At 58.1% G+C, this 24,072-nt stretch carries 19 protein-coding genes and 2 pseudogenes; 7 read left to right on the forward strand and 14 right to left on the reverse strand.

What is annotated here, in order from left to right; translation table 11 throughout:
• Positions 1–125: 125 nt before the first annotated feature.
• From ACR0D9_RS19910 to ACR0D9_RS19920, 3 genes and pseudogenes are all read right to left on the reverse strand, one after another.
• A pseudogene (locus tag ACR0D9_RS19910) lies at positions 126–1,290 on the reverse strand (IS3 family transposase).
• Positions 1,291–1,742: 452 nt separating this feature from the next.
• The gene (locus ACR0D9_RS19915; RefSeq protein ID WP_480540012.1) at positions 1,743–2,657 is read right to left on the reverse strand and encodes an ATP-binding protein; all 915 of its coding nucleotides are present in this window, start codon (positions 2,655–2,657) and stop codon (positions 1,743–1,745) included.
• 80 nt (positions 2,658–2,737) lie between these two features.
• A pseudogene (locus ACR0D9_RS19920) lies at positions 2,738–3,374 on the reverse strand (IS5 family transposase); the annotation flags it as partial.
• Positions 3,375–3,714: 340 nt separating this feature from the next.
• Here ACR0D9_RS19920 and ACR0D9_RS19925 point away from each other — a divergent pair.
• A complete protein-coding gene (locus ACR0D9_RS19925) occupies positions 3,715–4,467 on the forward strand; it encodes a hypothetical protein (RefSeq protein WP_480540014.1) in 753 nt (250 codons plus the stop codon).
• A 74-nt stretch (positions 4,468–4,541) separates the two neighbouring features.
• Here the strand turns inward: ACR0D9_RS19925 and ACR0D9_RS19930 are convergent, their stop codons facing one another.
• From ACR0D9_RS19930 to ACR0D9_RS19940, 3 genes are all read right to left on the reverse strand, one after another.
• Entirely contained in the window at positions 4,542–5,189 is a 648-nt protein-coding gene (locus ACR0D9_RS19930; RefSeq protein ID WP_480540016.1) for a response regulator, read from the reverse strand.
• Positions 5,186–6,589 (reverse strand): sensor histidine kinase, encoded by a 1,404-nt coding sequence (locus ACR0D9_RS19935; protein ID WP_480484833.1) that lies wholly within the window; start codon positions 6,587–6,589, stop codon positions 5,186–5,188. Before ACR0D9_RS19935 ends, ACR0D9_RS19930 begins: the two co-directional genes overlap by 4 nt.
• Before the next feature lie 151 nt (positions 6,590–6,740).
• The gene (locus ACR0D9_RS19940; RefSeq protein ID WP_480540018.1) at positions 6,741–7,703 is read right to left on the reverse strand and encodes a zinc ABC transporter substrate-binding protein; all 963 of its coding nucleotides are present in this window, start codon (positions 7,701–7,703) and stop codon (positions 6,741–6,743) included.
• Positions 7,704–7,760: 57 nt separating this feature from the next.
• On the opposite strand from ACR0D9_RS19940, the gene ACR0D9_RS19945 reads away from it, so the two are divergent.
• The 3 genes from ACR0D9_RS19945 to ACR0D9_RS19955 are packed head-to-tail and all read left to right on the forward strand — an operon-like array spanning position 7,761 to position 9,819.
• The gene (locus tag ACR0D9_RS19945) at positions 7,761–8,273 is read left to right on the forward strand and encodes a Fur family transcriptional regulator (RefSeq protein ID WP_480484831.1); all 513 of its coding nucleotides are present in this window, start codon (positions 7,761–7,763) and stop codon (positions 8,271–8,273) included.
• A 2-nt stretch (positions 8,274–8,275) separates the two neighbouring features.
• Complete coding sequence (locus tag ACR0D9_RS19950) at positions 8,276–9,022, forward strand: metal ABC transporter ATP-binding protein (RefSeq protein ID WP_480484830.1); 747 nt, start codon at positions 8,276–8,278, stop codon at positions 9,020–9,022.
• Positions 9,022–9,819 (forward strand): metal ABC transporter permease, encoded by a 798-nt coding sequence (locus ACR0D9_RS19955; protein ID WP_480484829.1) that lies wholly within the window; start codon positions 9,022–9,024, stop codon positions 9,817–9,819. Before ACR0D9_RS19950 ends, ACR0D9_RS19955 begins: the two co-directional genes overlap by 1 nt.
• A 120-nt stretch (positions 9,820–9,939) precedes the next feature.
• Here the strand turns inward: ACR0D9_RS19955 and ACR0D9_RS19960 are convergent, their stop codons facing one another.
• The 7 genes from ACR0D9_RS19960 to xdhA all read right to left on the reverse strand — a co-directional run bounded on the left by ACR0D9_RS19960 (position 9,940) and on the right by xdhA (position 19,324).
• The gene (locus tag ACR0D9_RS19960) at positions 9,940–11,013 is read right to left on the reverse strand and encodes a BMP family ABC transporter substrate-binding protein (protein ID WP_209598076.1); all 1,074 of its coding nucleotides are present in this window, start codon (positions 11,011–11,013) and stop codon (positions 9,940–9,942) included.
• 32 nt (positions 11,014–11,045) lie between these two features.
• The gene (locus tag ACR0D9_RS19965; protein ID WP_209598075.1) at positions 11,046–11,966 is read right to left on the reverse strand and encodes an ABC transporter permease; all 921 of its coding nucleotides are present in this window, start codon (positions 11,964–11,966) and stop codon (positions 11,046–11,048) included.
• A 2-nt stretch (positions 11,967–11,968) separates the two neighbouring features.
• A complete protein-coding gene (locus ACR0D9_RS19970) occupies positions 11,969–13,051 on the reverse strand; it encodes an ABC transporter permease (protein WP_267363631.1) in 1,083 nt (360 codons plus the stop codon).
• A 63-nt stretch (positions 13,052–13,114) separates the two neighbouring features.
• Positions 13,115–14,632 carry an ABC transporter ATP-binding protein gene (locus ACR0D9_RS19975; protein ID WP_480540020.1) on the reverse strand — a complete coding sequence of 506 codons (1,518 nt, stop codon included), beginning with the start codon at positions 14,630–14,632 and terminating at the stop codon, positions 13,115–13,117.
• Complete coding sequence (gene xdhC / locus ACR0D9_RS19980; protein ID WP_480540022.1) at positions 14,629–15,564, reverse strand: xanthine dehydrogenase accessory protein XdhC; 936 nt, start codon at positions 15,562–15,564, stop codon at positions 14,629–14,631. The genes ACR0D9_RS19975 and xdhC overlap by 4 nt, the downstream gene beginning before the upstream one ends.
• The gene (gene xdhB / locus ACR0D9_RS19985) at positions 15,564–17,966 is read right to left on the reverse strand and encodes a xanthine dehydrogenase molybdopterin binding subunit (RefSeq protein ID WP_480540024.1); all 2,403 of its coding nucleotides are present in this window, start codon (positions 17,964–17,966) and stop codon (positions 15,564–15,566) included. Before xdhB ends, xdhC begins: the two co-directional genes overlap by 1 nt.
• Positions 17,963–19,324: a xanthine dehydrogenase small subunit gene (xdhA, locus tag ACR0D9_RS19990; RefSeq protein ID WP_480540026.1), complete on the reverse strand. Its 1,362-nt coding sequence runs from the start codon at positions 19,322–19,324 to the stop codon at positions 17,963–17,965. The genes xdhB and xdhA overlap by 4 nt, the downstream gene beginning before the upstream one ends.
• A 345-nt stretch (positions 19,325–19,669) precedes the next feature.
• On the opposite strand from xdhA, the gene dnaE reads away from it, so the two are divergent.
• The 3 genes from dnaE (at position 19,670) to ACR0D9_RS20005 (ending at position 23,857) form a co-directional block, all read left to right on the forward strand.
• The gene (gene dnaE, locus ACR0D9_RS19995) at positions 19,670–23,170 is read left to right on the forward strand and encodes a DNA polymerase III subunit alpha (RefSeq protein ID WP_480540028.1); all 3,501 of its coding nucleotides are present in this window, start codon (positions 19,670–19,672) and stop codon (positions 23,168–23,170) included.
• An 85-nt stretch (positions 23,171–23,255) separates the two neighbouring features.
• A complete protein-coding gene (locus ACR0D9_RS20000) occupies positions 23,256–23,474 on the forward strand; it encodes a hypothetical protein (RefSeq protein WP_209504828.1) in 219 nt (72 codons plus the stop codon).
• A gap of 11 nt (positions 23,475–23,485) precedes the next feature.
• Positions 23,486–23,857 (forward strand): hypothetical protein, encoded by a 372-nt coding sequence (locus tag ACR0D9_RS20005; protein ID WP_480540030.1) that lies wholly within the window; start codon positions 23,486–23,488, stop codon positions 23,855–23,857.
• A gap of 4 nt (positions 23,858–23,861) precedes the next feature.
• On the opposite strand, the gene ACR0D9_RS20010 is transcribed toward ACR0D9_RS20005, so the two are convergent.
• Positions 23,862–24,056 carry a SlyX family protein gene (locus tag ACR0D9_RS20010; RefSeq protein ID WP_209504826.1) on the reverse strand — a complete coding sequence of 65 codons (195 nt, stop codon included), beginning with the start codon at positions 24,054–24,056 and terminating at the stop codon, positions 23,862–23,864.
• Between the last annotated feature and the right edge of the window lie 16 nt (positions 24,057–24,072).

The raw sequence follows: 24,072 nt of genomic DNA on the forward strand, positions 1-24,072 counted from the left end.
GTTTGATCGTAACACGTTCAATCAGGCCCCGGATAATCTCCAAGGCCCCGGTGCGGATCGACGGATCCGATAGCGCCTGTGCCAGATCTGCTGAGCAGCCTCATCTGACTGGTCCAAGTTGATTGTTAGTGCATCATCGGCCTGTGATTCATCGGGATGATGGTTTCAGGTGCCGGCGGGTGATAGCCCAGTGCACTGTGGGGGCGTTTTGTATTGTAGTGTCTCCTCCATTGTTCGATCAGGATTTGTGCTTCGCGCAGGCTGTAGAAGATTTCGCCGTTGAGTAGTTCGTCCCTGAACCGGCCATTGAAACTTTCACAGTATCCGTTCTCCCACGGGCTGCCAGGTTCGATGTAAGCCGTCTTGGCGCCGACGGCGGCGATCCAGTCTCGGACGGCCTGGGCGACAAATTCCGGCCCGTTATCCGAACGTATGAAACCGGGTGCGCCACGAAGGATGAACAGATCCGTCAGGGCGTCGATCACGTCGACCGAGTTCAGCTTGCGCTTCACTCTAATCGCCAGGCACTCCCGGCTGTGCTCATCAAGGATGTTCAGCGTCCGAAAAGCTTTGCCATCGTCGGTTCGACAATGGACGAAATCATAGCTCCATACATGATTGCGATACTCCGGCCTCAGCCGAACACACGACCCATCCACTGCCCGGCAGTCGATACGCAGTATCGATGAGAGGGGTTCAGCCAAAGCCGTCCTTTCTTCGGTTGTTTCACTGGCACTTTCAGCCCCTCTCGTCGCCAAAGCCGTTCAATTCGCCCATCGCTGACAGACCATCCAGCCTCTCTCAGCAATGCAGCGATCCTGCGATAGCCATATCGGCCGTATTGACGGGTCAGCTCGATCATGTCGGCCACCAATCGGTCTTCGTCTGCGCGACCTTGTGGGACACGCCGTTGCGTGGATCTGTGTTGTCCAAGCACGCGGCAGGCGCGTCTCTCGGAAACGTTCAATTGGTTGCGAACATGGTCAATACAAGCACGACGACGAGCGGGGCTCAGTAGTTTCCCTTCGCGGCTTCCGTCAGGATCAGCTTGTCCAACGTCAGATCGGATACCGCACGTCGCAGTCGCTCATTCTCTTTCTGAAGCCGTTTCAGTTCTTTCAACTGATCTACGCCCATTCCGCCGTACTTCTTGCGCCAGCGGTAATAGGTTTGTTCAACAACGCCGATCTGCCTGATCGCATCAAGACGGGACATGCCTTGCCCCATCAGAACTTCAACCTGCCGTAACTTCGAGACAATCTCTTCGGGCTTCGGTCGCTTGTTTGCCATTCGTGGTCCTCCGTTTCCTAAACATAGCGGTGGACCAGTTCAGTTGGGGAGGCTCACTCATTCTAGCTGGATGTGGAGGGATGGTAGCTGGAGCAACACCTATCGCGCATTTGGTGCCGATGAAGAGTTGTCTGAGTTAAACGCCAATCTCACAAAGTTGGCGGATGAAATAACTCAGCAGGTATTGTTGATTGACCAGTTGGAGGAAAGGGTAAGAACGCAAACTGGAACTGAAAATGCAATGCAAACCCTCCTCGAAGAGTTTGAATGCTCCCTCGAATAGGATGCTAGATTTACTGCTTTGGCGTTAGTGCTCATTCTCCGGCCAAGTCCGATCCCTGGCAACAGCGCCAGTCGCTGCGTTATAGTAACCCGAAAGCAGATATCCGTCGGGTCAGCAAACCGGATTGTTCGTCAAGTTCAGACGCGCGCACAGCCTACCACTAGGCGTATCATTCTTTCCGCCAGCGACTTATCACATCCCCAAAAGTAAATTCGCGCCAAGGTTCCTGCCATTCTTTGTGGAAGCGAACGCCTTGGGATTGTGGCTCGGGATTCTGCATCGGCATCTGCACAATCGCTGGCAGCAACACAGCATCTCCGACAACGACACATTCACCAGGGGCAAGATTGGGTAAGATGTCCGTAATGCCGCTGGAGTTGTCCGGAAAGAGCCGCTTCACATAGTTTTGGTCGGTATTGTTGGTCAGCCGAAGCGCCAAAAAATTGTTGCATTGCGCGAAGATAGTCTCCGAAACCTCTGACGGTCGCTTGCTCACAACCATCAAACTGAGCCCGTACTTTCTTCCTTCTTTTGCAATGCGCTCCAACGATTTTCTAGAAGAACGATATGCAGCGTCGTCTCTCTGAGGGATGTAGTTATGAGCTTCCTCGCAGACAAGCATGACTGGTACATCATTCAGTACTTCTTGTCTTTGTCGCAGCTTCGAGTAGTGAAAACAGAAATCGAAGATCAGTCGAGAAACTAGGCTCACCGTAATACTCAACACCTCAAATGGTATGCCACTTAGGTCGACAATGGTGACATTGGATCGATTGAGGTAACCGATGAATTGCTTCATGATTTGTTCAAAGTCATCAGTCTGGAAACACTTCCCATCATCTTTCTTGGCTTGTAGCAAGAAGCGTAGGCGCTTGTCGGAGAGTTTGGTTTCAAGACGTGAGAGGAAGCGATTGAATTCTCCATAAAACGGACCGCTGGTTGCCTTATCCGCTTTGGCCGTGGATGTCGGGACGAAAGTACATGAGTTTTCGAAGTAATGAAGTTTTCGATCTTCTATTAGTGTTCCATCAGAAAGCTTGGGTTTGTTCTCGCCGTCCAGTCGACCGATGACCTCACGGTTCATGTTGTCGATGTACCGGTGTACCTCCGTGATCGAAAAGTAGACCGGTGTGTCGTAGGGTCAGGATTCATAACCAATAGATGACGGTTGCGTTGCTTTCGACCTGGGATGCAGGCGCTTATTCCTTTGTCTTTCAACGCGTCTCGGAACCGGTCTGCATCATAGCCGCGATCCCCGAGCAGCCAGTCGACTTCTGGTATGCTGCTCAGTAGCGCTCGCGCACCGATGTAGTCACTGACTTGGCCAGCGGTGACAAAAAGGCTGATCGGTCGCCCTTGGCTGTCACAGATAGCATGCAGTTTAGTATTCATGCCGCCCTTGGTTTGGCCAATCAGGCGGCCACGCCCCCCTATTTCGCGGCCATGCTGGTCGCGGTGCGATGTGCTTTCAGATAGGTCGCGTCCACTGCCCGGCAGGGCATTGCGGAGCAATGTCCCGAGAGGGGATCATCACGGTCTTTTCCTCGCCGTGTTCGGCGGCCAGGCCGGTCATCATCCGCGCGAAGATGCCTTTCTCACTCCAACGCTTCCACCGGCTATATAGCGTCTTGTGCGGTCCGTATTCTTTGGGAGCGTCTCGCCACCGCAACCCATTGCGATTGATGAAGATAATCCCGCTCAGCACCCTCTTGTCATCGACCCGTGGCTTGCCGTGCGACCGCGGGAAGAAAGGGGAAAATTTGGCCATCTGCTCGTCGGTCAGCCAGAAAAGGTCGCTCATATCACCACTCCATTTTTCGAGCCGTGAATCATGCAGCGCCTTGAGAATCAATGCATCCTGACCCTAATCGGGAAGAAAACGACAGCTGTCAAATCAAGACCCGCCAACCGCTGAAGCCGAGTTCCGCAAAACATGGAAAGCAACGCGGCAACACCTCATTGCCCAAGGCCTAAATTGGATCACCAGATCCATTTGAGCGATGGATATTTGAAACTCTCAATCCTCGGACCCGGACAATCGGCCGGAAAATCATCAGACCTAAGCCCGATGTAGCGAAGCCGGGCCCGGGATATTCTGCCTCCAATACAGGATAACGCCTCGAACAGGATTGGAGACGAAAATGAATACCCGGAAAAGAACTGGTCAGCTTCTCAGCACGGTTGCGCTGGCGTCGCTGATTGTGATGACACCCTATGTGCCGGTTTTTGACGCAGACGGTCTTCTGCGGTTGGAACCTGCTTACGCATTTGCAAAGAGCGGGAAAGGGAGTGACGGCAACGGCGGGGATGATGACCATGACAGCAATTCCGGGTCGGGCAGCGGCGGTGATCGTGACGACAATTCCGGATCGGGTAAAGGTGGTCACGATGATGATGACGACGACGATGATGATGATGACGATGGTTCGTCACGCTCGGGCCGGGGCGATAAGAAGGACCGGTCTCAGTCTGGGGGGCAGTCATCGGGGTCGGCTGGAATAACAAAGGTCGAGACAAGCGCGAGCGGCATAGAAGTACGCTATGCTGACGGCACCAAGGAAGAGATTGAAAACGGCCGGTACGAAAGAAAGAACGCGCAGAACCGAACCGTCGAGGAACGACCGGCCACCGGTGCCGACGTTTCGCGCCTTCGGTCACTGGCAAACGGTATCTCAATCGATAGTGTGCGCTCGCCAGGGCAGAGCGGTGGTGCTGGAAGTAACCCGGCAAAAATCGAAATTCAGGGCAACAATATCGAAGTCAGTTACGCAAACGGCTGGAAAGAAGAGATCGAGGGCGGGCGTTACGAGTTGAAAGACCCGTTCAACCGGACCGTTGTAGAAAGAACCGCAACGGCGGCGGATCGCAGCAGACTTCAGGCGATTGCCAACTGAGTGACGAACTTTGGCGATTGTGCGGGGCGGTTTCTTTTCTTGAGAGACCGCCCCGGTCTTTGAGCGCCTGACCCCTAGTCTTTCTTGTTCCAGGCCTCATGCGCGATAAGAGCGGCCTCCACCCGGTTTCGCGCATGGAGCTTGGACAGGATCGCCGTCATGTAATGCTTGACGGTTTTCTCCTGTATTCCCAACTCATCGGCTATTTCCCGATTGCTCAGCCCTTTGGCGACGCGCCGAAGAATCTCCTCTTCGCGATGGGTAAGATCATCTATGGCGTCAGCTTCTTGCTGCGACCCGTTTCCGCGATTGATCTGAAGCAGCATACGCGAAGCAAGACCCGGCGAGACGAACCCTTCGCCCGAGGCGATACTGCGCAGCGAAGCTGTCAATTCGCGTGCTGTCACGCCCTTGACGATATAGCCAATGGCACCCGCCTCCAAAGCGTCTGCAACGTCACTGCTGTTTTCAGAGACCGTCAATATCGCAATGAAAGGCGGGTTTGCCATTTCAGCAATTCGACGGGTCGCGCTAATGCCGCCACCGGGCATCGACAGGTCGAGGATGGCGATGTCAGGCTGATGGGTTCGGACAAGGGAAACGGCCTCATCCGCATTTGATCCGGCGGCGAGAACCTTGAAGCCGTCGGCTTCCTCTAAAGTGCGGTGCAAACCGTCCCTGAAAATCGGGTGATCATCTGCGATAACGACGGATGTTGTCATGATGCACTCATCTTTCTGGGAAACAATGTCATAGCAACGGTGGTGCCCTCGCCCGGGGTTGATGTCACCTCGAACCGGCCACCGATGCTTTCGACCCGGTCACGCAAGCCGACAAGGCCCTGGCCCCCGTCCTCACGCAGAACCGTCTCGCCGGAGGGGGCGAACCCGGGGCCGTCGTCGCTGACCTGAACGGTGATGCGATCACCTTGTACGTTGCAGGTGACAGTGCACTGGGACGCGGGCGCATATCTTGCGGCATTGGAAAGCGTTTCCTGCAGGAACCGGAAAACGCACAACTTGCCCGAGATCGACAAGTCGGGCGACGGATTGCCCTGAAAGGAAATACCGGGGCGAAAAGGGCTGTGTTCAGAATGGTCCTCGACAGCTCTTTTTACCACATCAACGAGCGCCAGATTTTCGATGTCTGGCGCGAACAACCCCCGTGACAAGGCGCGAATTTCTGCCAAAGACTTCTGCAAAGATTGCTGAATTTCTTCGGCCTCGGTGGGCATCTCCGGCTTGTCGCCGAATGCAGCCTCCAGTCGAAGGGCGGCGAGGGACAGGTATTGGGCAGGGCCGTCATGCAGTTCCGCGCCGAGTTTCCTGAGGAACCTGTCCGTTTGCGCAGCATATCTTTCCGATGCATCAATGACGCGCGACCGCAGCATGGCATTCTGTGCGGCCATCTTTTCACTTTCGGCAAGACGATCATTCAGAAGGCGCCCTTGCCGTCGAATGGTGTTGTCGCCGATTGCGACAATGGAAAACAGAACAATCGTGCTTGCCGCAAAGGCCGAGCCAACGATCAACCAGCTTGTTCTTCTGGCTCTGGCCATGTCCAGTTCCAGCTGATCGGCCTTTTCATAAAACTCGGCGACCGCGATGATTTTCCCCGACCAGATTTCGCGAATGGGGCTGTAGACTTCCAGCAATGGAATGCCAAGCGCAGCCTCTGCCGCGCTTTCTTCGTCGTCCAGCTCTTCAAATGAGCCCGAGATTTCTCCAGCCCATGCGCGTTTCAGGTCATCTGTCGGCTCGAAGCGGCGACCGATGATGGCGGAATCCGATGCGTATGCAATCTCGCCATCCTGTTTCCAGAACTTGTACGAGGCAATGCGTTCGCGCATCGGCTGGGTCATGAAAATCTCGTCCAGCGCCCGGCTGGCCTGTTCGGAAAGGCGGTCTCCATGCGCCAGCTCCTGGCTGAGTGGGGACAAAATGCTTTCCATGTACAATGCCGCAGAGTTGGCGGAATTTTGTACAACCGCATTTTCGATCCGGTTCGATACCCAGTGACCAACAAACACCGTTGCAGTCCCCATGACCACAACACTTGCCGCGAGAAATACGCGCGACAAAGACCAGTTGCCAATTGTCAGGTCGGTAATTTTGGGTCTCATTTCGCAATCGACTATGAACGACAATTGTTTGACGCGCTACAGACCATGGTCTGATGCGCTTCTCCAATGTTCCAAACCTGATGCGCAGATCGGGACTTGGCCCTTTTGGGTGCACCCCGGCAGGTTTCCGCGTCCCGATCCCAGTCCCGGTTCAACGGGTTTTCAAACACTCCGACAGGGTTTGCGCCATGTTACGAATGACTTGCGGGTACAGAGACGGCCCGGGTTCCAGAGCCGAGCCCAGTGGATCGATCACACCGGATTGTGCCGATGTTCCATCCAACACGGTTTCGACGATGCCCGGATTGAACTGTGGTTCAGACAATACGCAGTTGATGCCTTCGGCGTGAATGCGACCTTGAATGGCGGCAACTCGCGCGGGGCTTGGGTCGGACGCGTCGCTCAGGGAAATCGCGCCCGATGCAGGGAAACCAAACGCAACCTCAAAATACTGGTAGGCATCATGAAACACGATGAAGCTGCCGCCGCGAACCGGTTCAAGCAACTCTTCCACTTCTGCGGAAAGCACGTTCATTTCTTCGCGCGCCGCTTCGGCATTTGCTAAATACGCAGCGGCGTTGTCGGGATCCGCTGACGACAGTTGATCCGCGATCAGGGTCAGCCAGGCTTTGGCATTCGTTGGCGAAAGCCAGGCATGTGGGTCATGAGAGTCATGATCATCATGGCCTTCGTGATCGCCATGGTCGTCATGGTCTTCGTGACCCGCATCGTCCGCGTGATCATGCGCCTCAAACAATGCGTCTTCCCGGAACTCAAGAAGCCCCGTACCCTTTGCGTCCAATAGGGCTGTGGCGGTCGCACCTTGGGCAAGAGTTTCTATCGCACTTTCCAGCCAGGGTGTCAGGTCTTCTCCTACCCAGAACACCAGATCGGCGTTTTGCAACGCGGCTGCCTCGGACGGGCGCAGATTGTATTCATGCGGCGAGGCACCCGGTGCGACGATCAGGGCAGGTGTTCCCACACCCGCCATGACACGGGCCACCAGCGAATGAACCGGGGCAATGTCCGCGGCAACGTTTGGCGCATCTGCGCGGGCCGGTCCACCCAGCAGTGCAACTGTGATAGATAATGGAAGAAGAAGCGTTCTGGACATCGGGCCCTCTGTGTGATTTTATAACATTTCAAGCGGCAATACATGATATGTAATAACATGACAAGTGATGTGCACCCAGTTATTGGCAAAGACGCGGCTCCGGTCGGGTTTCAGGAACATGACCACCAGAGCTGCGTCGCAACGGCTCTGACATCCGCCGAAGTCCGGTGCAAAGCGGAAGGGCTGCGGCTGACGCCGGTTCGGCGCAAGGTTCTTGAGATGTTATTGCACGAACATCGCGCCCAAGGTGCCTATGCAATCCTTGACCGGTTGCGCGACGAAGGGTTCGGGTCCCAGCCTCCGGTCGCTTATCGGGCGCTGGAGTTTCTTGTACAAAACGGATTTGTCCACAAGATCGAGCGGCTGAACGCGTTTGTCGCCTGCTCTCATCCCGGTGCGGCGCATTCACCTGCTTTCATGATCTGCCGAAAATGCGACGCCGTAGCCGAGGCGCAATCTGCCCCGTCCAAAGGTGTTCTTGGCGCTGCCGCGCGCGCGGCGGGTTTCGAGATCGAGCGAACGGTTGTAGAGGCTGAAGGTCTCTGCCCCGACTGCACCGAAAAGGCATAAAGATGGCGCTGATCACTGTCGAGAAACTCAGCGTCCGCTATGGCGCGCATACCGTACTGCATCATGTGGACATGGTCATTGAGCCGGGTGAAATCGTAACCATCGTTGGCCCGAACGGATCAGGAAAGACCAGCCTGCTGCGCGCCATTATCGGTGCGACACGGCCTTGTGCCGGTCAAGTGTCACTGAAGCCCGGATTGAAAATCGGCTATGTGCCGCAGAAACTGCATGTCGATCCGACACTACCGATTTCTGTCGAACGGTTCATGCGTCTGACCGATCCTGTGTCGCGCAGGCAATGTGTCGAGGCGCTTGAATCGGCGGGTGTGCCGGATCTGTTGAAACGCCAGATGTCGCAACTGTCCGGTGGACAGTTCCAGCGGGTGCTGCTGGCTCGGGCTTTGATCAACCGCCCGGATATTCTGTTGCTGGACGAAGCGACACAGGGGTTGGACCAACGGGGGTCGGCCAGCTTTTACCAGCAGATCGAGGCTGTCCGGCGCGAGACCGGATGCGCCATTCTGATGATCAGCCACGAACTGCACGTGGTCATGAGTGCGTCGGACCGGGTGATATGCCTCAATGGGCATGTCTGTTGCGAAGGATCGCCGGCTGTGGTCGCCTCGGCGCCCGAATATCGGGCCTTGTTCGGAACCGGAACAGGCGGTGCGCTTGCCCTTTATCGTCATGAACATGATCACCATCATGATCATGACCATGATGCGAGTACACAGGAAGCGGCGGAATAATGCTGGATGATTTCATGATGCGGGCAACGCTCGCCGGTATTGGCGTGGCGTTTGCCGCGGCCCCCCTTGGGTGTTTTGTCGTATGGCGTCGCATGGCGTATTTCGGCGATGCAACCGCACATGCCGCAATTTTGGGCGTGGCCCTGTCCCTGACGTTTCAGATGTCGATCTTCACGGGCGCGTTGGCTGTCGCTTTGGTCATGGCGCTGACCGTTTCGCTTTTGGCCGGTCGCGGATATGCGATGGACACGCTGCTGGGCGTTCTGGCACATTCTGCGTTGGCCTTCGGGCTGGTTGCAGTTTCATTCCTGTCCGGTCTCCGGATTGACCTTATGGCGTATCTGTTTGGGGATATTCTGGCGGTCTCCCGTTCTGATCTGATCGTGATCTGGGGCGGTGCGGCGCTTGTCGTGGCGCTGATTGTCTGGCGTTGGGCGCAACTTCTGACCGCGACATTGAACGAAGAACTGGCTTACGCCAGCGGATTCGATCCAAGACGAGAGCAACTGATCCTGACCCTGTCTCTTGCCGTGACCGTGGCGGTGGCGATCAAGGTTGTGGGTGTTTTGCTGATTGCCGCAATGCTGATCATTCCGGCGGCAGCGGCGCGTAACCTTGCGCGGTCACCAGAAACGATGGCCTTGATCGCGGCGGGAATAGGCGCGCTTTCAGCCATCACGGGGTTAAGGGCTGCGTATGTTTTCGACACTCCGGCAGGGCCTTCGATCGTCTGCGTTGCCGCGATCGTGTTCGCGTGCCTTAGCCTGATTGGATGGCGAACACAGGACAGGGCTTAATGGTTCCATAGGTCTTCGCGGCCGTAGCATCCCGGTCATCCGGTAATGTGACCAAAGCGAAAACGCCACGAAAAAAGGCCCGCAAACCTGCGGGCCTTGATGCATTTCTACCCGCGTCGTTTACTGCGGGATATCGCCTTCCAGCCCTTCAACATAGAAGTTCATGCCAGCCAGCGTACCGTCGTCGGCCACTTCGCCCTCGGCCAGCCAGTCGCTGCCGTCCTGCTTCTTCAGCGGTCCGGTAAAGGCATGATAGCTGCCATCGGCCAGCGCCGCTTTCAGCGCCAGTGCCTCTTCCTTGATGTCCGCAGGAACTGCATCCGAAATCTCACCGATTTCTACCATGCCCGGCCCGATACCGTCCCAGGTGTTGGACGAGGTCCAGGTGCCGTCCATCACAGCTCGCGTGCGCGCAATGTAATAGGGTCCCCAGTTGTCGATGATCGAGGAAACACGCGGTTTGGGGGCGTATTCGCTCATATCCGAAGCCTGACCGAAGGTGATCACGTTACCCGCCTCTTGTGCGGCGGCCTGCGGAGCGGTCGAGTCAGTGTGCTGCAGGATCACGTCGGCGCCCTGTTCGATCAGAACCGAGGCGGCGTCAGCCTCTTTTGCCGGGTCGAACCAGGTATAGGCCCAGACGATCTTGAACTGGACATCCGGGTTTGCCTTCTTGGCGTGGATATAGGCCGAGTTGATACCGCGGATCACCTCGGGGATCGGATAAGACCCGATATAGCCGATGATGTTCGATTCGGTCATTCTACCCGCGATATGCCCCTGAACCGCACGACCTTCGTAGAAACGCGCCGAATAGACCGAGACGTTGTCGGCCATCTTGTAGCCGGTCGCGTGCTCGAACTTCACGTTCGGGAATTTCTTGGCCACATTGATGGTTGGATCCATATAGCCAAATGAGGTGGTAAAGATCAGATCTGCGCCTTCCAGCGCCATCTGTGTCATCACGCGTTCGGCGTCCGGGCCTTCCGGCACCGATTCAACGAATACAGTCTCGACCTTGTCGCCGAACTCTTCTTCGATCGCCAAACGGCCTTTGTTGTGTTCATAGGTCCAGCCACCGTCGCCGACAGGGCCGACATAGACAAAACCGACCTTGGTCTTGTCTTGCGCCACTGCACCGGTCGCAAGACCAAGCGCTATCGCGGCAGTTGTCAGAAGTGATTTGAATTTCATGTAGTTACTCCCCAAGTTGGTTCAGTTGGCCCCTAGTGTGAGGCGTGGAAGGTCCGGCCCAGTGAGGCAGGTGCGCTGCTCTTGTCGGCCGAAAGGATCACAAGCACAAGGATCGTGATGAGATAGGGTGACATTGCCAGATACTCGACGGGAATGGCAACGCCCGCTGCCTGCAAATTAAGCTGCAAGACGGTAATGCCGCCGAACAAATATGCACCCAGCAGGACCCGCCATGGTTTCCAGCTGGCAAACACCACCAGCGCCAGCGCGATCCAGCCCACACCCGCGGTCATGCCCTCGGTCCACTGCGGCACACGGATCAGGCTGATGTAAGCCCCACCCAGGCCCGCGCAGGCCCCGCCGAACAGGATCGCCATGATACGGATTTTGATGACCTTGTAGCCAAGCGCATGGGCGGCATCGTGGTTTTCACCAACCGCCCGCAGGATCAACCCGACGCGGGTGTACTTCAGGACGGCCCAGACCACAGCGGTCAGCGCAATGCCCAGATACAGGATGGGGTCGTGCCGAAACAGGATCGGGCCGATGACCGGAATATCGCTAATCAAAGGGATGTGGATATCGCCCATGCTGGGGGGTTTGACGCCCACATAGCTTTGCCCCATCAAGGCGCTGAACCCCAGTCCAAACAGGGTCAGCGCAAGGCCGCTTGCAACCTGGTTGGCCAATGCAAACTGTGTCAGCAGGACGAACAGCAGCGACAGCACGGCCCCGCCAATGGCGGCAGCAACAAAGCCCAGCCAGGGCGAGCCGGTTTCGACCGAGATCGCAAAACCGCTGATCGCGCCAACGATCATCATGCCCTCGACACCAAGGTTCAGAACGCCTGCCTTTTCCACGACAAGCTCTCCGATCGCGGCCAGCAGAAGGGGGGTTGCGGCCACCATAAGCGAGGCAACCAGAAGAACGGGATTGATTTGACCAAGGTCCATGATCACGCCACCTCGCTACGCGCCGCACGGATGCGGAAGTTTGTCAGAAGATCGAAGGCCAGCAGGAAAAACAGCAGCATTCCCTGAAACACCTGAATGGCAGCGGCAGGCAGACCCAGCTGCGATTGTGCAATTTCGCCGCCAATATAGGTCAGCGCCATCAGGCCCCCGGCCAACAGGATACCCACCGGATGCAGGCGGCCCAGAAACGCGACGATGATCGCGGTAAAGCCATAGCCCACGTTGAAATCGATGCTGATCTGACCGGACGGGCCGGACACCTCGAACATACCGGCCAGCCCGGCCAAAGCGCCCGAAATCCCAAGGCAGAACAGGATCAGGCGCGCCGGATTCACACCTGCAAACTTTGCCGCGCGGGGGGCCTCACCCGTCAGACGGATATGGAAGCCCAGCATGTGACGGTTCAGCAATACATAGGCAAAGATCACCGCGATGAAGGCCGCGACAACACCCCAATGCATCCCGGAACCGGCAATCAGCTCGGCATTATGCGCGCTTTCATAGGATTGCAGGTTGCGCGATCCGGGAAAGCCGAACCCTTCGGGGTTCTTGAGAAGACCTAGCGAGACCGAGGCCAGCATCTGCTCGGCCACGTAGACCAGCATCAGCGACACAAGGATTTCGTTGGTGCCGAAACGCACCTTCAGCAAAGCCGGGATCGTTGCCCACAGCCAACCGCCAAATGCGCCTGCGACCACCATGATCGGGAAGATGTACCAGGCATCAAGCGGATAGAAGGCCAGACCTGCGCCCGCGCCGAATATGGCGCCCATGATGTATTGTCCTTCGGCCCCGATATTCCAGATACCGGCCCGAAAACCCAGCGACAATCCGATTGCGATCAGCACTAGGGGCGCGCCTTTGACCAGCAATTGAGGGCGGTAATAGAATGCGAACTCTCCAAACAGCGGCTCCCAGAAGATGGTACCGATGGCTTCGACCGGATTTTTCCCCAAAATGGCAAACAGCAACCCGCCAAACACCATTGTTGCCAGCACCGCCACAAGGGGGGTCGCGTAAGACCAGGCCCTGGACGGCTGTGGCCGTTTCTCCAACACAATCATCTGCTCATCCCCCCAGATGTTTCATCTTTTCGCAAATACTCTAGCCGAAGGCGGCCCAGCAGATCACACATGTGCCACCTCCATGCCATGGGCGCCGCCCATCATCAGGCCAATCTCATCCACCGTCAGGCCGGTGGTCGGGCGCGGTGCGCTCAGCCGACCTTCGTTCAAGGCCGCAAAACTGTCCGAGATCTCCATCAGCTCATCCAGATCCTGCGAGATGCAGATCACCGCTGTGCCTTTCGCCGCAAGATCGAGTATGGCTTGCCGGATCGACGCGGCCGCCGCGGCATCCACCCCCCAGGTTGGCTGGTTTACCACCAACACATCAGGGTTTTGCAGCACTTCGCGTCCAATCACGAATTTCTGCAGGTTACCGCCGGACAAGGACCGCGCTGCGTTTTCGGGCCCAGGCGTGCGAACGTCGAAGGCTTCGATGATCTTTTCGGCAAAACTCCGGGTTTCGGACCATTTCAAGAAGCCATCTTTCTCAAGCCCTTCCCGCACAGATCCGGTCAGCAAAGCGTTTTCGGTCAGGCTCATGTCGGGTGCCGCTGCGTGGCCTAACCGTTCCTCGGGCGCGGTCAGAACGCCCAGCTTACGGCGCGCTGTCGGGCCGAGCTTGCCGATCGCCTGACCGTTGAACTTGATTGCATCCGCCGATGTCAGGATTTCCCCGGACAACACGCCCAGCAACTCATCCTGCCCGTTTCCGGCAACGCCGCCGATGCCCAGAACCTCGCCCTTGCGGACCGTCATGTGCACATTGCGCAATGCGGTGCCGAATTCCGAAGGCGAGGGGACTGACAGCCCGCTGACATCCAGCGCGACCTCGCCCAGTTCCCGGCCCGAGCGTTCGGGCGTCTGCAAGGTTGACCCGACCATCATCTCGGCCATGTCACGCGCCGAGGTTTCAGCGGGGACACATTCGCCCACGTTCTTGCCCAGACGCAGGATCGTAGCATGGTCGCATAGCGTTCGGATTTCCTCCAGTTTATGCGAGATATACAGGATCGAGGTTCCCTCGGAGCGTAGCTTGTTCAGCGTCTCAAACAGAATATCGACCTCTTGCGGGGTCAGAACCGAGGTCGGTTCGTCCATGATCAGCAGCTTGGGGTCCTGCAACAGGCAGCGGATGATCTCGACCCGCTGGCGTTCGCCTGCGGACAGGTCGCCAACCGTGCGAAACGGGTCCAGCGGAAGGCCATAAGTTTCCGAAACTTCGCGAATGCGCGATGCCAGATCCCCCATCGGGGGCGGGTTCTCCATCCCCAGCGCGATATTCTCGGCCACGTTCAGCGCGTCAAACAGCGAAAAATGCTGGAACACCATCGCGATCCCATCCGCACGGGCCGCGCGGGGTTCGGGCGGCGCAAACGGATTGCCGCGCAGTTTCATGGTGCCGCTGTCCGGCTTCACAAGCCCATAGATCATTTTTACCAGCGTGGATTTCCCCGCGCCGTTTTCACCCAGCAGCGCGTGCACTTCGCCTTCACCGATGTCAAAGGACACCTGATCATTGGCCACAACACCGGGGTAGGCTTTGGTCAGCCCTTGCAAGCTCAAAAGTGGAATGGTCACGCGCTCAGGTCCTTCTTCAACTTGTTTTGCAGGGCCGGGCGCAGCAATTGTGCAGCGACGCCCACGGCGATCATATGCGGATGCTTCCCCATCGACGGGTCACCGATCGGGCAGGTGATCCGGCTAATCCGTTCAGGCGGATGCCCAAGGGCGGCCAGCCGCGACCGGAATCGCGCCCATTTCGTAGCCGAGCCAATCAGCCCCGCAAAGCCAAAATCGTGCAAAAGCAGTCTGTTGCACAGTTCAAAGTCAAGATTATGCGAGTATGTAAGCACAAGATGTTCGGCGTCAAATGGGGCATGGCGGACCAGCTCGGCCGGTTTTGCCGCCGGAACAATTGTCACGCCCACTGGCACAGCTGCCGGAAAGCGCTGACGGCTGGTGTCCACCCAGGTGATCGCAAGATCAGGAAGCGGGGACAGCACATCCACCAGCGCCCGGCCGACATGGCCCGCGCCCCAGATCCACAGATTGCGCGTGGGCTTGTGAACGGGTTCAACCATCCAGCCGTCAATCAGCTGCGGTTCAGGCGCAATCCCCTGTCCGCGCGCCGTCGCCAGCATTCGCTTGACCGACAGGGGCATCGCGCCATCCTTGGTCGGGCGCGCGATGACGGCATCGTCCAGATCATTGACGGTTTTTGCGTCGTAAACCTCGCTCAGCAGCGACACGGCACCGCCGCAGCATTGCCCCAACTCGGGTCCAAGCGCATGATGCGTCAGGCGGGTTGGCGTGGTTTGCAACCGCGCGGCATGTGCCGCCTGGTATTCCAGTGTTCCGCCGCCGATTGTGCCGCTTTGCCCGCCGTCCCAGACCAGCATGGCGGCACCAACTTCACGTGGAGACGACCCTTTGATCCCGGCGATGACCACCCGGACCACTTTGCCGTGGGTTTTGACCGCCTCCCTCAAAGCCTCAAGGTCAAATCCCATCAGATGCCTCCCTTCATCCTCTGGACGCCGCGCCAGACTTCTTCGGCGGTGGCGGGCGCATTGAGTGCCGGATAAGTATCCCCGCAGGCCGCCACCGCATTCGAAAGCGCCAGCCAGGCTGATATTCCCAGCATGAACGGGGGTTCCCCCACGGCTTTCGAGCGATAGATGGTGTCCTCTCGGTTCTCGCCATCCCAAAGTGCGACGTTGAATATGTCGGGCCGGTCGGAACAGGCCGGGATCTTGTAGGTTGAGGGCGCATGCGTGCGCAGGTTGCCGTTTCCGTCCCAGACCAGTTCCTCGGTCGTCAGCCAGCCCGCACCTTGCACGTAACCGCCTTCGACCTGTCCGACATCCAGCGCCGGGTTCAGCGAAGCGCCCGCGTCATGCAGGATATCTGTGCGCAGAATGCGGTTCTCGCCCGTCAATGTGTCCACAGCCACCTCGGTGACCGAAGCACCATAGGCGAAATAGTAAAACGGGCGACCGCGCCCCGCGATCCGGTCCCATTCGATCTTGGGCGTTTTATAAAAGCCGGTGGCCGACAGGCTTATGCGACCCTGATAGGCCAGTGCGGCAGCTTCGGCGAACGTGTACCGTTCTTCACCAACCGAAACGTGGCCATCCGTGAAAGTGACCGCAGAGGGGTCGGCCTGATGCCGTTCAGCCAGATAATCGGCCATCCGGTCGCGGATCGTATCGCAGGCCGCTTTCACCGCCATACCGTTCAGATCGCTGCCTGAAGACGCCGCCGTGGCCGAGGTATTGGGCACTTTTGCCGTATCCGTGGCGGTGATCTTGACCATCTCAAGCGGGATGCCGAAACGCGCCGCGGCCACTTGCGCGACCTTCTGGAACAGACCCTGACCCATCTCGGTGCCACCATGATTCAGGTGGACCGAACCATCCTGATACACATGCACCAGCGCACCGGCCTGATTCAGATGGGTCAGTGTGAAGGAAATACCGAACTTGACCGGAGAAAAGGCGATGCCCTTCTTGATCACGCTGTTTTCGGCATTCCATTTCTCGATGGCCGCTTTGCGCGCGGCATAGTTGCTGGACTTCATCAGCGCTTCGGTCATGCCATGCAGTTCGAAATCGCTGACCTCCATGCCGTAGGGCGTCGTGTTGCCACCAGCGGGCAGGGGGCGGACCGGGGCCGTCCCTGTTTCCACCGCGCCACGGCTGGTCAGGTCTTCGTGCGGGTCGGGATGACCCAGCGGTTTTTCGTGAGGTTGGACTTCGGCAACCTTATGCGCGGGCTCGTAATAGTTGCGACGGCGCAATTCCACCGGGTCCAGCCCAAGTTCATGCGCGGCGTGGTCCATCACACGTTCGATGGCAACCATCCCCTGCGGGCCACCAAACCCGCGATAGGCGGTGGCTGACTGCGTGTTGGTCTTCAACCGATGGCTTTCAATCCGGGCATTGGGCAACAGGTATGCATTGTCAGAATGCAGCATCGCACGGTCGGCGACGGGCAGGGACAGGTCCTGCGCCCAGCCGCAGATTGCGTATTGCAGAAAGGACACGCCCTGAATGTGACCCTGTTCGTCAAATCCCGCGCGATAGGAAATCCGGAAGGCGTGGCGTTTGCCGGTGATGATCATGTCATCATCGCGGTCATAGCGCATCTTGCAGGCTTTGCCGGTTGCCCGTGCAGCCACCGCGCAGGCGACGGCCAGCGCATTCCCCTGGCTTTCCTTGCCGCCGAATCCGCCACCCATGCGCCGGGTTTCGACGCGGATCGCATGCATGGGCAGGCCCAGAGCGTCCGCCACCTTGTGCTGTATCTCGGTCGGGTGCTGGGTCGAGCTGTGGACCAGCATGTCGCCGCCTTCATTCGGCACGGCAAGCGCAGCCTGACCTTCCAGATAGAAATGCTCCTGACCGCCGATCTCGAACGTCCCGTCGATGACGTGGGCGGCGCTTTCAATCGCGGCGTCCGCATCGCCCTTGGCATAGATGCGGGGCCCGTCTTCAAATCGGCTGTCTGCGGCCAGAGCTTCTTCAACCGTCAGGATCGGTGTTTCCTCGGCATAGTCGATCTTGCCCAACCGAACCGCCTTGCGGGCGGCCAGATGGCTGGTGGCAACCACAAGGAAAACAGGCTGGCCGATATAGTGAACCGTCCCGTCGGACAGCAAAGGCTCGTCATGGATCGAGGGCGAAACATCGTTGGCAAAGGGCAGGTCCTGTGCCGTCATGACCCTGACGACCCCGGGTGCCGCTTTCACGGCAGACAGGTCCATCGCGGTAATCGTGCCCTTGGCGATCGGGCTCAGGCCAAAGGCCAGATGCAATGTGCCCTTTGGCGTCGGGATGTCGTCCACATACCGGGCGGAACCGGATACGTGTAGCGGTGCCGCGTCATGGGGAAGGGGTTTGGATACGCTCATGCCGATACCTCCAGCACGTTGGTCACTTGGCCCTGATCCTCAAGGAAGTACCGTTCCAGCATCGCTTTGGCGGTCTCAAGCCTGTACGTGGCCGAGGCGCGCATATCCGTAAGCGGTGAATAATCGTCGGCAAAAGCGGGCAGAGCGGCGTCAATCGCCTCGCGCGCCCACGGTTTGCCGATCAGCGCGGCCTCGACATGGGTTGCCCGTTTCGGAATGCCAGCCATACCGCCAAACGCGATGCGCGCATCTGTCACCTGTCCGTCCGAAATGGTAACGTTGAAACATCCGCACACCGCCGAGATATCCTGATCGAACCGTTTGCTCAGCTTGTAGCATTTCAGCCGGTCCGCCTGACGCAGGAAGCTGACGGCTTCGACAAATTCACCCGGTGCGCGGTCCTGTTTCCCGTAATCGATGAAGAAGTCTTCCAGCAGGACTGACCGGCGCTCATCACCTTTGCGCAGGTGCAGCGTCGCACCCAATGCGATCAGCGCGGGCGGGTTGTCTCCGATTGGCGAGCCATTGGCGATGTTGCCGCCCACAGTGGCCGCGTGACGGACCTGAACACTGGCATAGCGCCGGATCATTTCTGCATAGGATGGGTGAATGTCCGCCAAGGCTTCGCCCATACGGTTCATATCGACCATGGCACCGAAACGAATTTCTTCGTCGGTGATCGTGATCTCTTTGAGATCGTCACAGCGGTTCAGGAAGATCACCGGATCAAGATCGCGTAGTTGCTTGGTCACCCAAAGCCCAACGTCTGTTGCGCCCGCAACCAAAGTGGCATTCGGGTTCTCGGCATATACGGCAGCCAGCGCGTCGGACGAGCCCGGCAGCATGGGTGAGGTGGCGGGCGTTGCGACAGGCTTGTCTTTAACCCAGACAGGCACGGGCTGTTTCTCGGCCGCTTCGGCTGCGCGAATAATGGGAGCGTAACCCGTGCAACGGCACAGATTACCGGCAAGCTGTGTATCGTGATCCGTCGCGCCATTGGTGTGACCGGCCACCATCGACATGACAAAACCGGGCGTGCAAAAGCCGCATTGCGAACCGTGCAGGTCAACCATGGCCTGCTGAACCGGATGGACCTCGCCATCGGGGCTGCTGGCGCCTTCGACGGTTCGAACCGCCTTGCCATGCAGTTGCGGCAAGAAAAGGATGCACGAGTTCAGGGCCTTTGCACCACCCGCATCCGTCACCATGACAGTGCAGGCACCGCAATCGCCTTCGTTGCAGCCTTCCTTGGTGCCGGTCAGGCCACGATCTTCACGCAGCCAATCCAGCAGAGTGGCTGTCGGATCGATGTCCGTCAGCTCCACTGTCTCTCCGTTCAGAAGAAACGTGATGTCCATTCGAGAAACCCGTCGCCTTACCCGGTTGCGCCCTGGTGGTGCCCTCCTTCGATGCGACGTAGAAAGAGTGGCGGGCGGATAGCTTGCCAATGGATGTTAGAAACAGCATGCGTGATCTGGCAAGAAAAACTGCCTGTATGATGCATCATTACAGCCAATCGGCGTGGAATTGCGCACCCTGTGTAAATATCAGTTGTTTGAAACTAAAGCGTTTTTTTGTCAGTGAAGATGTCGCTTTCCGAAGCACCTTCTGGAAAATCCGAATAATCGAAAATGATTATTTTGCCAAACAACGGCGCAGGTTCCGGCTTTTGCATGCCTCGCGGCTAGGGTAGCCTGCCGTTCATGAGCAGTACCCCCCGATTCATTCACCTACGTGTTCACACCGAATATTCCCTTCTGGAAGGCGCTGTGCGGCTGAAAAAACTGCCCGCCCTGTGCGAGAAGATGGAGATGCCTGCCGTTGCAGTGACTGACACGAATTCCATGTTTTCGGCGCTGGAATTTTCGGTGACAGCCAGTCAGGCTGGTGTCCAGCCGATCATGGGATGTCAGGTTGATCTGACTTATGTGCAGTCGCAACCGGGGGAAAAACAAAAATCGCCCGCGCCGCTTGTTCTGCTGGCACAGTCCGAGGCGGGGTACGAGAACCTGATGAAGCTGAGCACGTGCCTTTACGTGGACAAGGGCGGGCAGTTGCCGCAGGTCACGCTGGACGAGCTTGCGGACCGCGCCGACGGGCTGATCTGCCTGTCCGGAGGGCCTGACGGGCCGGTGGGCCGCCTGTTGCAACAGGGGCAACGTCCGGCGGCCGAGGCGCTGGTGGATCGGTTGGCCGCGATTTTCCCGGATCGTCTGTATATCGAACTCCAGCGTCACCCAGGTGAAGACGGCCAACCCGAGGCCGAACGCCAGACCGAGCGCGGCCATATCGAGATGGCCTATGCCAAGAACCTGCCGCTGGTTGCCACCAATGACGTCTATTTCCCGACCTCGGATATGTACGAGGCCCATGATGCGCTGATCTGTATCGCCGAAGGGGCTTATGTCGACCAGCAGGAAGGTCGCCGCCGCCTGACCGCGCAGCATTATTTCAAGTCGCAGCAGGAAATGGTGACGCTGTTCGCTGATCTGCCCGAGGCCATTAAGAACACGGTCGAGATCGCGCGGCGTTGCGCCTTTATGGCTTATCGCCGCGATCCCATCCTGCCGAAATTCGCCGATGACGAGGTCGCTGAACTGCGCCGCATCGCGAATGAAGGCTTGCAGAAACGTTTGGCGGTAATCCCCCATGCGGTGACGCCCGAGGAGTATCAGGAGCGGTTGGATTTCGAACTTGGCATCATCGAAGGCATGGGCTTTCCTGGTTACTTCCTGATCGTTGCCGACTTTATCCAATGGGCCAAGGATCACGATATTCCGGTTGGACCGGGGCGGGGATCGGGTGCGGGCTCGCTGGTGGCTTATGCGCTGACAATTACCGACCTCGACCCGCTGCGTTATAGCCTGCTGTTTGAACGGTTCCTGAATCCCGAACGGGTTTCGATGCCCGACTTCGATATCGACTTCTGCATGGATCGCCGAGAAGAGGTGATCCGTTACGTGCAGCAGAAATACGGGCGCGACAAGGTGGGGCAGATCATCACTTTTGGTGCCTTGCTGTCAAAGGCCGCCGTGCGCGACATCGGGCGGGTGCTGCAAATGCCGTACGGGCAGGTGGACCGTCTGTCTAAGATGATCCCCGTGGAAGGTGTCAAACCGGTTTCCATCGAAAAAGCCCTGAAGGACGAGCCGCGCCTGCGGGAAGAAGCGCGCAACGAAGAGGTGGTGGATCGTCTGCTGACATACGGCCAGCAGGTCGAAGGGCTGCTGCGCAACGCCTCGACCCACGCGGCTGGGGTTGTGATTGGCGACCGGCCACTGGACGCGCTGGTGCCGATCTATCAGGACCCGCGATCCGACATGCCTGCGACCCAATTCAACATGAAATGGGTGGAACAGGCCGGGCTGGTAAAGTTCGACTTTCTGGGTCTGAAAACCCTGACCGTGATCCAGAACGCGATGGACCTGATCTTCAAGTCCGGACGGAAGCTGCATATCGCCGCCGATGGCACCGAGCTTTACGAACCTGCCGAGGGGGCCGAGAACCAGATCAACGCCATCCCGCTGGATGACGAGGCGACGTATAAGCTCTATTCAGCGGCCAAGACGGTCGCGGTGTTCCAGGTGGAAAGCTCGGGCATGATGGACGCGCTCAAGCGCATGAAACCCACCTGCATCGAGGATATCGTGGCCCTTGTGGCGCTCTACCGCCCCGGCCCGATGGAAAACATCCCGACCTATTGCGAGGTCAAGAACGGGCTGCGCGAGATTACATCCGTTCATCCGCTGATCGACCACATTCTTGAGGAAACTCAAGGCATTATCGTCTATCAGGAACAGGTGATGCAGATCGCGCAGGTTATGGCCGGGTACAGCCTGGGCGGCGCGGACCTGCTGCGCCGCGCGATGGGTAAAAAGATCAAAGAGGCGATGGATGCCGAACGCCCCAAGTTCGAAAAAGGCGCGGCAGAAAACGGGGTGGATGCCAAGAAAGCCAGCGAAGTCTTCGACCTGCTGGAAAAATTCGCCAATTACGGCTTCAACAAATCCCACGCTGCCGCCTATGCGGTGGTCAGCTATCAAACCGGCTGGTTGAAGGCGAACCATCCGGTCGAATTCATGGCGGGTGTCATGAATTGCGATATTCATCTGACCGACAAGCTGGCGATCTATTTCGAAGAGGTCCGAAAAGGGCTGGAACTGCCGTATATTCCACCTTGTGTGAACCGCTCTCAGGCCACGTTCGATGTTGATAACGGACATCTGGTCTATGCGCTGGGCGCGCTCAAGAATGTGGGTGTCGAGGCGATGAACCTGATCGTTGCGGGTCGCGCGGACAAGCCATTTGTCAACCTATTCGATTTCGCCCGCCGCGTGGATTTGAAAAAAGTGGGCAAACGCCCGCTTGAGATGCTGGCCCGCGCCGGGGCTTTTGATGAGCTGGACCGAAACCGCCGCCGCGTGTTTGAAAGCCTAGATGCGCTGGTGCAGTATTCGGCAGCGATCCATGAACAGAAGAATTCGAACCAGGTGTCGCTGTTTGGCGAGGCCGGAGATGACCTGCCCGAACCACGCCTGTCGCCGACCCCCGACTGGCTGCCGGCTGAACGTCTGAGCGAAGAGTTCAAGGCCATCGGCTTCTACCTCTCTGGTCATCCGCTGGATGACTATATGCCGGCCTTGAAGCGTAAACAGGTTCTGACGCTGGACGAGGTGACCGAGAAAGCCCGTTCTGGCCCGCTGATTGCCAAGATGGCCGGAGTGGTTGCCGGGCGGCAGGAACGGAAATCGGCCAAGGGCAACCGGTTCGCCTTTGCCCAGCTTTCGGACCCGACCGGCGCTTATGAGGTCACGCTGTTTTCCGACACGCTGGAGAAATGCCGCGAGTTTCTGGAAACCGGCGCTCAGGTGGTTCTGACCGTCGAGGCGACGATGGAGTCCGATCAGCTCAAGCTGCTGGGTCGTTCGGTTGGACCAGCGGATTCTGTAGTGGCCGAAGCCGGGGCGACGGGACTGCGCATTTTTGTAGACGAAGCGCGGGCGGTGCCAACGATTGCAACGGTTCTTGAAGAAGCCGCAACCGCCGCCAAGGGTGCGGCCCGCGGCCCGATCCAACTGCTGTTGCTGGACCCCGGCCTGCCCGGCGACGTCGAAATCGACTTGGGGCGTGTGTTCCCGATCAATCCCCAGATCAAGGGCGCGATCAAATCGCTGGAAGGCGTGATGACCGTCGAAGAGATCTGACACCGCTTTGTTGCCAGACAGTTAGCGCACCGCTAGGCTGACCTTGCAAATATGTCTTCTGATCATGCCACGGGAGGGCGTTGATATGACGATTGCAGGTCTCAATTTCAGAACGATTGCATTGGGGGCGGCGGCATCGCTGGCTTTGGTTTCGGCGACAGCCACGCTTGCGGACGACAAGAAGAAAGAGAACACGATCAAAGGTGCTGTGATCGGGGCCGGGGTCGGGGCCTTGATCGGCGACGGCAAAGGCGCTGCCGCTGGGGCAATTGTTGGGGCGCTGATTGGCGCGAACTCGAAATAAGCGGGGGCGGGATGATGCGTTTGAACGCGATAAAAGTGATCACAACCGCCGCGCTGCTTACAGGGCCCGGTTTTGCCCTTGCGGACGAGGAAGCCGAACAGATGGTGCAAGCGGCGCTGCCGCACATGTATCACACCTGCGCGTCGGTCATCGAAGAGGCTGACGGGAATGAAGAATACATTGTCGACGTGGTCGGCAAGATGACGGCGTTGTCACTTTATAACCGTCAGATCGACCTCGAAGCTCATGCCGGTTCGGACGAGGAAAAGGCCGCGCTGCGCGAAACATTTGTGGCGGCTCTGAAAGACGGCTGCGCCGGGGATGAAAACGCCCTGCTGGGTGGCGTCGTCGATAACGCGGTGAAATCAACGCTGGGGCTGTAAGCCGTCAGTAATGTGGCGGACGTTCGTCACCAAGGACAACGCCGCCTGACCCTTCCTGTGCGCGCTCGGCCTCACGGTGCAGCAGCATCTCGACACGGCGGGTCAGCCGGTCAATCTCGGCCTGTTGCCGGGTGACAACCGCGTTCAGATCGTCAACCGTGCGGGTCAGATGGGCAATCTGTTCTTCCAGTTGCTGCATGGGATGCTCCTGTCTT

It is taken from the genome of Ruegeria sp. AK11 (assembly GCF_056541095.1).

Bases quoted from the DNA above. Each gene is read 5' to 3' on its own strand.
- ACR0D9_RS19930 (WP_480540016.1), bottom strand. From the start codon at position 5,189: ATGACAACATCCGTCGTTATCGCAGATGATCACCCGATTTTCAGGGAC.
- xdhA (WP_480540026.1), bottom strand. From the start codon at position 19,324: ATGGACATCACGTTTCTTCTGAACGGAGAGACAGTGGAGCTGACGGAC.
- ACR0D9_RS19965 (WP_209598075.1), bottom strand. From the start codon at position 11,966: ATGGACCTTGGTCAAATCAATCCCGTTCTTCTGGTTGCCTCGCTTATG.
- ACR0D9_RS19940 (WP_480540018.1), bottom strand. From the start codon at position 7,703: ATGTCCAGAACGCTTCTTCTTCCATTATCTATCACAGTTGCACTGCTG.
- ACR0D9_RS20010 (WP_209504826.1), bottom strand. From the start codon at position 24,056: ATGCAGCAACTGGAAGAACAGATTGCCCATCTGACCCGCACGGTTGAC.
- xdhB (WP_480540024.1), bottom strand. From the start codon at position 17,966: ATGAGCGTATCCAAACCCCTTCCCCATGACGCGGCACCGCTACACGTA.
- ACR0D9_RS19925 (WP_480540014.1), top strand. From the start codon at position 3,715: ATGAATACCCGGAAAAGAACTGGTCAGCTTCTCAGCACGGTTGCGCTG.
- xdhC (WP_480540022.1), bottom strand. From the start codon at position 15,564: ATGGGATTTGACCTTGAGGCTTTGAGGGAGGCGGTCAAAACCCACGGC.
- dnaE (WP_480540028.1), top strand. From the start codon at position 19,670: ATGAGCAGTACCCCCCGATTCATTCACCTACGTGTTCACACCGAATAT.
- ACR0D9_RS19945 (WP_480484831.1), top strand. From the start codon at position 7,761: ATGACAAGTGATGTGCACCCAGTTATTGGCAAAGACGCGGCTCCGGTC.
- ACR0D9_RS19915 (WP_480540012.1), bottom strand. From the start codon at position 2,657: ATGAACCGTGAGGTCATCGGTCGACTGGACGGCGAGAACAAACCCAAG.
- ACR0D9_RS19960 (WP_209598076.1), bottom strand. From the start codon at position 11,013: ATGAAATTCAAATCACTTCTGACAACTGCCGCGATAGCGCTTGGTCTT.
- ACR0D9_RS20005 (WP_480540030.1), top strand. From the start codon at position 23,486: ATGATGCGTTTGAACGCGATAAAAGTGATCACAACCGCCGCGCTGCTT.
- ACR0D9_RS19970 (WP_267363631.1), bottom strand. From the start codon at position 13,051: ATGATTGTGTTGGAGAAACGGCCACAGCCGTCCAGGGCCTGGTCTTAC.
- ACR0D9_RS19935 (WP_480484833.1), bottom strand. From the start codon at position 6,589: ATGAGACCCAAAATTACCGACCTGACAATTGGCAACTGGTCTTTGTCG.
- ACR0D9_RS19955 (WP_480484829.1), top strand. From the start codon at position 9,022: ATGCTGGATGATTTCATGATGCGGGCAACGCTCGCCGGTATTGGCGTG.
- ACR0D9_RS20000 (WP_209504828.1), top strand. From the start codon at position 23,256: ATGACGATTGCAGGTCTCAATTTCAGAACGATTGCATTGGGGGCGGCG.
- ACR0D9_RS19950 (WP_480484830.1), top strand. From the start codon at position 8,276: ATGGCGCTGATCACTGTCGAGAAACTCAGCGTCCGCTATGGCGCGCAT.